Source organism: Zoogloea ramigera (assembly GCF_006539865.1).
Classification (GTDB): Bacteria; Pseudomonadota; Gammaproteobacteria; order Burkholderiales; family Rhodocyclaceae; genus Zoogloea; species Zoogloea ramigera.
Genome location: NZ_BJNV01000123.1, coordinates 1 through 6,012, shown reverse-complemented (window position 1 = coordinate 6,012; position 6,012 = coordinate 1). Strand labels below are relative to the sequence as shown.

At 70.1% G+C, this 6,012-nt stretch carries 4 protein-coding genes; 3 read left to right on the top strand and 1 reads right to left on the bottom strand.

Annotated features, from left to right (window positions below):
- Positions 1–368 precede the first annotated feature (368 nt).
- Positions 369–1,199, top strand: coding sequence for an NF038130 family PEP-CTERM protein (locus ZRA01_RS19690; protein WP_141355078.1), 831 nt, complete (start codon positions 369–371; stop codon positions 1,197–1,199).
- Between the two features lie 179 nt (positions 1,200–1,378).
- Entirely contained in the window at positions 1,379–2,443 is a 1,065-nt protein-coding gene (locus ZRA01_RS19685; RefSeq protein WP_141355077.1) for a carboxysome shell carbonic anhydrase domain-containg protein, read from the top strand.
- Positions 2,444–2,507: 64 nt separating this feature from the next.
- Here ZRA01_RS19685 and ppc read toward each other — a convergent pair whose 3' ends face one another.
- Positions 2,508–5,270 (bottom strand): phosphoenolpyruvate carboxylase, encoded by a 2,763-nt coding sequence (gene ppc / locus ZRA01_RS19680; protein WP_141355076.1) that lies wholly within the window; start codon positions 5,268–5,270, stop codon positions 2,508–2,510.
- Positions 5,271–5,452: 182 nt separating this feature from the next.
- On the opposite strand from ppc, the gene hemC reads away from it, so the two are divergent.
- On the top strand, positions 5,453–6,012 hold a 560-nt coding region (gene hemC / locus ZRA01_RS19675; protein WP_141355075.1), incomplete at its 3' end, for a hydroxymethylbilane synthase.

Here is a 6,012-nt window from a genome sequence, read left to right as displayed (position 1 = left end):
CGCCAGCCAAGCGCGCCGGCCCGGCGCGGGGGCGTTCCTGACGGCTAGGTCAGCTCCCGGCCAGCCCCCTCGCCAAACCCACGACCCACCCGCGCGGTGGGTTTTTTACGCCCGCCCACCGACGGCTTCGACGGCCTTCGGGGGGGTGACACCCTTGTACGGTGGAATGCCATGTTTGTGACTTTGTGACAAATGGAAATGCCCGCATGTTTTTGGCTGCAATGTCATGTTAATTAACAACTTCGCGCTTCAACCCAGTGTTTATCCGGGTTGCGGGGCGAGCAGTTGTGGAGCGCCCGCCGATGGGCGTCTCCGGGCGGTCAGGGGGTTTCCCTGATCCCATTGACATGAAGTTCAGGAGTAATCCCATGATGAAGTTTTCCAAGTCCGGCACCGCGCTGGCCGTGGCGCTGGCCCTGACGGCCGGCGGTGCCGGTGCCGCGGTGTCCCTCAGCGGTGCGACGACCAGCGGCGGCTCGGTGATCCTGTGGTCCGAGGCCGGCGGCGTTCTCGCCCCCACGCCCAGCATCTCCCCGGCGCCCGCCGCGGCGCTGGCTGGTGTGCTGGCCGGCAGCGCCGCCGCCCCCGGTGGCAACGTCGAGCTGAGCAAGTTCGCCGGCCCGGTGACCACCCTCAGCGGCACCCTGGGCGGCACCGCGATCAGCCTCCGCAGCCTGACGCTGAACGACTGGTTCGTTGGTGGCAACGTGGCGACCCCCACCGCGCTGACCTCCAGCTACATCAGCGCCGCCTACAGCGCTACCCACGGCGGCGCCGCCATCTCGGCCCCCGACCTGCAGGCCGCCACGATGAGCTTCTTCGGCATCGGCGGCCAGTCGCCCTACAAGTTCGTCAGCGACCCCAACGTCTCCTACGTGATGCAGGACGGTGACGAGGTCAAGATCGGCCTGGCCGGCTTCCTCAACGCCCAGGCCGCGCTGCAGGCCATCCTCGGCCCCGGCATCGCGGTGCCGGCCAACGCCTACGCGAGCGAAGTGGTGAGCGTGGAGTACGCGGGCGTGTCCCGCTACCTGTATTCCTTCGCCCAGCCGACGGCCTCCAGTGTCACCGCGGGTGACCCCAACGGCTCCTACACCGGCAACTACGAGGTTAGCTTCAAGGTGCCCGAGCCCGCCGCGCTGGCGCTGGCCAGCCTCGGCCTGGCCGGCATCGCCGCGCTGCGTCGCCGCCGCCGCTGACGGCAGGGATGCGCTTCCGGCGGCGTAAAACGCTCGCCCGCAAGCCCCAGGCAGGCTGGTTCCGGCGACCCCGGGCCGGCCTGTTTTTTTGAGCACTCCGCCGCGAGGCCGCCGAGCTGGCCGTGCAGTCCGGGCGCGGGGCTTCTATAGTCCAAGGGTTCCCCACCGGCGGAGGCCCCATGAGCGTGCACGGCAAGCCCATCCTCGATCGCATCGACTGGCTCCACGACGTGGCGCGCCGTTATTCGGCCGCCTACTGCGACCCGGAAGCCTGCCTGGCCCGGGAGCTGCACCGGGCGCGCCACCCCACCGCCATCGCGGTGCTCAAGTGCATGGACGGGCGGATCAACATCCCCATCGCCACCAACACCCCGCCGGGCATCATCCAGCCCTTCCGCAACCTCGGCGGCTTCTTCGACCTGGGCTGGCCGCACCTGGGCGAGGTGCTCGAGCACTACGTGCGCGGCCGCCTGCAGGGCGGGCAGCGGGTGCTGATGCTGATCACCTACCACTTCTCCCGCGGCGACGCCCACCGCAGTTGCGCCGGCTTTGCTTACCGCACCGCCGACGCGGTGGCCCACGTACAGGGCGTCAAGGCGCAGCTCGAGCATGTCTTCGGGCGGCGCCACGGCAGCGTGTATCCGCTGGTGTGCGGCTTCGAGACCGACGAGGACGCGCTGATCCTGCACGGCGCCGGCGGCGAGACCCTCGACCTGTCCACGCTCCCCGCCGACACCGGGCGCAGCGAGCTTTCGGCCCGCCTGCGGCCGCTCTTCCCCGACATGCCGCAGCAGATGCTGGCCGACCTGGCGCGGCTCGCCGCCGGCAACCTGGAGCACGTGGCCGAGGTGCGCCACACCGACCGCCAGCTCGACATCGAGCACCGCGAATGGATGATCTGCGTCGGCCGTGGCTTCGACTTCCTGCACGCGCCCAACCTGGCGCTGATCATCGGCCCCTACAGCCCCGACCTGGCCGACCCCATCCGCAAGGCCGGCGGCATCATCGCCGCCAACATGGCGAGCGGGCGCATCCCGGACGACGGCTTCCTGCTGCTGGCCTCGTCGCCCTACGAGGAGATCGGCGCCGACCGGGCCCGGGCCGAGCTCAAGGCGCGCTTCCTGGCCCGTTTTGCCGCCGACGTGATCCGCCGCGAGCTGCCCGACCTGGCGCCGCGCATGACGGTGCGCACCGGCGTGCTCAACTGGGCCACGCGGGCTCTCGAGGGCGTGGGCGAGCCCTGAGCGGCGGCGCCTGTAAAAAAGGCCGGCTGGGTGCCGGCCTTGAAGCTGTCGTTACGGCGCGCCCTCAGCCGCTGTTGCGCAGGCCCGCCGCGATGCCGTTGATCGACAGGTGGATGCCGCGGCGCACGCGCTCGTCCTGGTGGCCGTCCCGGTAGCGGTGGAGCAGCTCGACCTGCACGTGGTTGAGCGGGTCGAGGTAGGGGAAGCGGTTGCGGATCGAGCGCTTGAGCAGCGGGTTGGCGTCGAGGAGATCGGCCTGGCCGCTGATCTGCAGCAGCGTCTCCACGGTGCGGGCGTGCTCGGCCTCGATGCGCGGGAAGATCGCCTGGCGCAGCGCGGCGTCCTTCACCAGGTCGGCATAGCGGCTGGCGATGGCGATGTCGCTCTTGGCGAGCACCATGTCCATGTTGGAGAGCAGGGTGGCGAAGAAGGACCACTCGTGGTGCATCGCCTTCAGGCGCGCCATGCCGGCCTCGCCGTGCTTCGCCCGGTAGGCCTCGACCGCCGAACCGAAACCGTACCAGCCCGGCAGCATGATGCGGCACTGGGCCCAGCTGAACACCCACGGGATGGCGCGCAGGTCTTCGATGGCCGTCGACTTTTTGCGCGAGGCCGGGCGGCTGCCGATGTTGAGCGCGGCGATCTCGGCGATCACCGTGGATTCCCAGAAATACTGCTCGAAGCCGTCGGTCTCGTAGACCAGGTTGCGGTAGGCGGCGAAGGCGGCCGCCGACAGCTCGTCCATCGCTTCGAGGTATTCGGGCCGCGGCGCCGGCTCGCGGGGGGCGAAGAGGGTGGCCTCGAGGGTCGCGGCGGCGAGCACCTCGAGGTTGCGCCGGGCGACCTCGGGGTTGGCGTACTTCGAGGCGATCACCTCGCCCTGTTCGGTGAGGCGGATCTGCCCCTGCACCGCGCCGCCCGGCTGGGCCAGGATGGCCTGGTAGCTGGGGCCGCCGCCACGGCCCACCGAGCCGCCGCGGCCGTGGAACAGGCGCAGCCGCACGCCGTGGCGGGCGAAGGCACCCACCAGGCCGATCTCGGCTTTGTAAAGCTCCCAGCCCGAGGTGAGGAAGCCGCCGTCCTTGTTGCTGTCGGAGTAGCCCAGCATCACCTCCTGCTCCATGCGGCGCGATTCGAGCAGCGCCTTGTAGGCGGGCAGGCTGAACAGGCGGTCCATCACGCCGGCGGCGTTCTGCAGGTCGCCGATGGTCTCGAACAGCGGGATGATGTTCACGTCCAGCACGCCCTCGGCCGGGCGCAGCAGGCCGGCTTCCTTGGCGAGGACGGCCACTTCGAGGATGTCCGAGACGTCGTCGGTCTTGGAAATGATGCAGTTGGGCACAGCGGCCTTGCCGTAGCGCAGGTGGGCGGCGCGGGCGGCGCGGAAGATCGCCAGCTCGCCGCGGGTCTCTTCGGAGTAGTCGAGCCACGGCGAGGCCAGCAGGCGCGGGCTGGCGAGCTCGTCGAGGAGCATCTCGACGCGGCCGGCTTCGTCCTGGGCCAGATAGTCGCGGGCGGGGTCGATGGCCTTGATGAGCTCGGCCACCACGCGCTCGTGCACGTCGGAGTTCTGGCGCAGGTCGATCGGTGCCAGGTGGAAGCCGAACACGCCCACCGCCCGGCGCAGGTGGCGCAGGCGGCCGCGGGCCAGCGCGCTGAGCCCGTTGGCGGTGAGGGAGCGGTGGATGACTTCAAGCTCTTCAGCCAGGGCCTCGGGGCCGGCGTAGGGCGCCGACTGGGCCACCGCGTGGCGTGGCGGCTGGTGGCCGAGGAGCTGCACGTAGGTGGCGGCGATGCGCGCGTAGATGCCGGTGAGGGCGCGGCGGTAAGGCTCGTCGCTGCGGTGGGGCGAGCCGTCGGGCGAGGCGGCGGCGAGGCGCAGCAGCGCGTCGGAGGCGCTCACCAGGCCCTGGGCCACGGAGAGCTGGGAGCCCAGCGTGTGCACCTCGTCCATGTAGAAGGTGAGGGCCTTTTCGGCCTGGGTGGCGAGGGCCTTTTCGAGGATCTCGGCGGTGACGAAGGGGTTGCCGTCGCGGTCGCCGCCGATCCAGCTGCCCACCTGCATGAAGCTCGGCAGCTCCAGCGCGCCCCAGCTGCGGTCGCGGCTGGCGAGGCGGTCTTCGAGGTTGGCGTAGAGGCGCGGCAGCTCGCGCAGGAAGCTGTAGTCGAAGTAGGACAGGCCATTGCTCACCTCGTCCATCACCGACAGTTTTTCGGTGCGCAGCATGCGGGTCTGCCACAGCGTGAGCACCGCGCGGCGCAGGGCCTCGTCGTTGGCCTGGCGTTCTTCGGGGGTGAGCTGCATGCGGTCGCGCTCGTCGAGCAGGCGGGCGATGGCCATCTGGCAGTTGAGGATGCTCTTGCGCTGCACCTCGGTGGGGTGGGCGGTGAGCACCGGCGTCACCTGGGCGGTGTCGAAGAAGGCGGCCAGCTCGCCACTGCCCATGCCGGCCTCGAAGGCGCGCTCCAGAGCGTGGGCAAGGCTGCCTTCCTTGGGCGCCGAGCCGGCGATCTGGTGGGCGCGGGAGCGGCGGATGTGGTGCTGGTCTTCGGCGATGTTCGACAGGTGCGAGAAGTAGCTGAAGGCGCGCACCACGTCGATGGTCTGGTCGCGGGACAGCGAATCGAGGGTGGCCTCCAGCTCGCGGCGGGCGGCGTGGTCCTCGTGGCGGCGGAAGCGGATCGAGCTCTGGCGGATCGTCTCGACCAGGTCGAACACGGCCTCGCCCTCCTGGGCGCGCACGGTGTCGCCGAGCACCCGGCCAAGCAGGCGGATGTCGTCGCGGAGGGGCAGGTCCTTGTCTTCGCTGGGGTGGTGTTCGCTCATGGCTTGATCCTGTCGGTTGCGGTCGGTGCGGAAGGCGCAGCGGTGCCCCATGCTAGAATCCGGCCCCGGATGCCCGCCATTGGTGCCTACCCTGATGCTGCGCTGCGCAAGCCGCAGCGTGCCGCGAATGCACCGTGCCTGTCCATCCCCAAAATCTCCTTCAATCCAGCCGAGCCCCTACCGTGAGCGCCCCTACGCCCGACCGCATCGTCATCGCCACCCGTGAAAGCCGCCTCGCCCTGTGGCAGGCCGAGCACGTCAAGGCCCGCCTCGAAGCCCTTTACCCGTCCTGCACCGTCGAGCTGCTGGGCATGACCACCCGCGGCGACCAGATCCTCGACCGGCCGCTGGCCAAGGTGGGCGGCAAGGGCCTGTTCGTCAAGGAGCTCGAAACCGCGCTCCTCGACCGCGCTGCCGACATCGCCGTGCATTCGATGAAGGACGTGCCGATGACCCTCGCGCCCGAGTTTGCGCTGGTCGCCATCGCCGAGCGTGAGGTGCCCCTCGACGCCTTCGTCTCCAACAAGTACGAGAGCCTCGACGACATGCCGCCGGGTGCCGTGGTCGGCACCTCCAGCCTGCGCCGCGAATCCCAGATCCACGCCCAGTACCCGATGCTGGCCGTAACCAGCCTGCGCGGCAACCTCGACACCCGCCTGCGCAAGCTCGACGAAGGCCAGTACGACGCGATCATCCTGGCCGCCGCCGGCCTCACCCGCCTCGGGCTCGCCAGCCGTATCCG

What these genes read in the sequence shown, in the direction of transcription:
- ppc (WP_141355076.1), bottom strand. Translation starts at nt 5,270, where the DNA reads ATGAGCGAACACCACCCCAGCGAAGACAAGGACCTGCCCCTCCGCGAC.
- ZRA01_RS19685 (WP_141355077.1), top strand. Translation starts at nt 1,379, where the DNA reads ATGAGCGTGCACGGCAAGCCCATCCTCGATCGCATCGACTGGCTCCAC.
- ZRA01_RS19690 (WP_141355078.1), top strand. Translation starts at nt 369, where the DNA reads ATGATGAAGTTTTCCAAGTCCGGCACCGCGCTGGCCGTGGCGCTGGCC.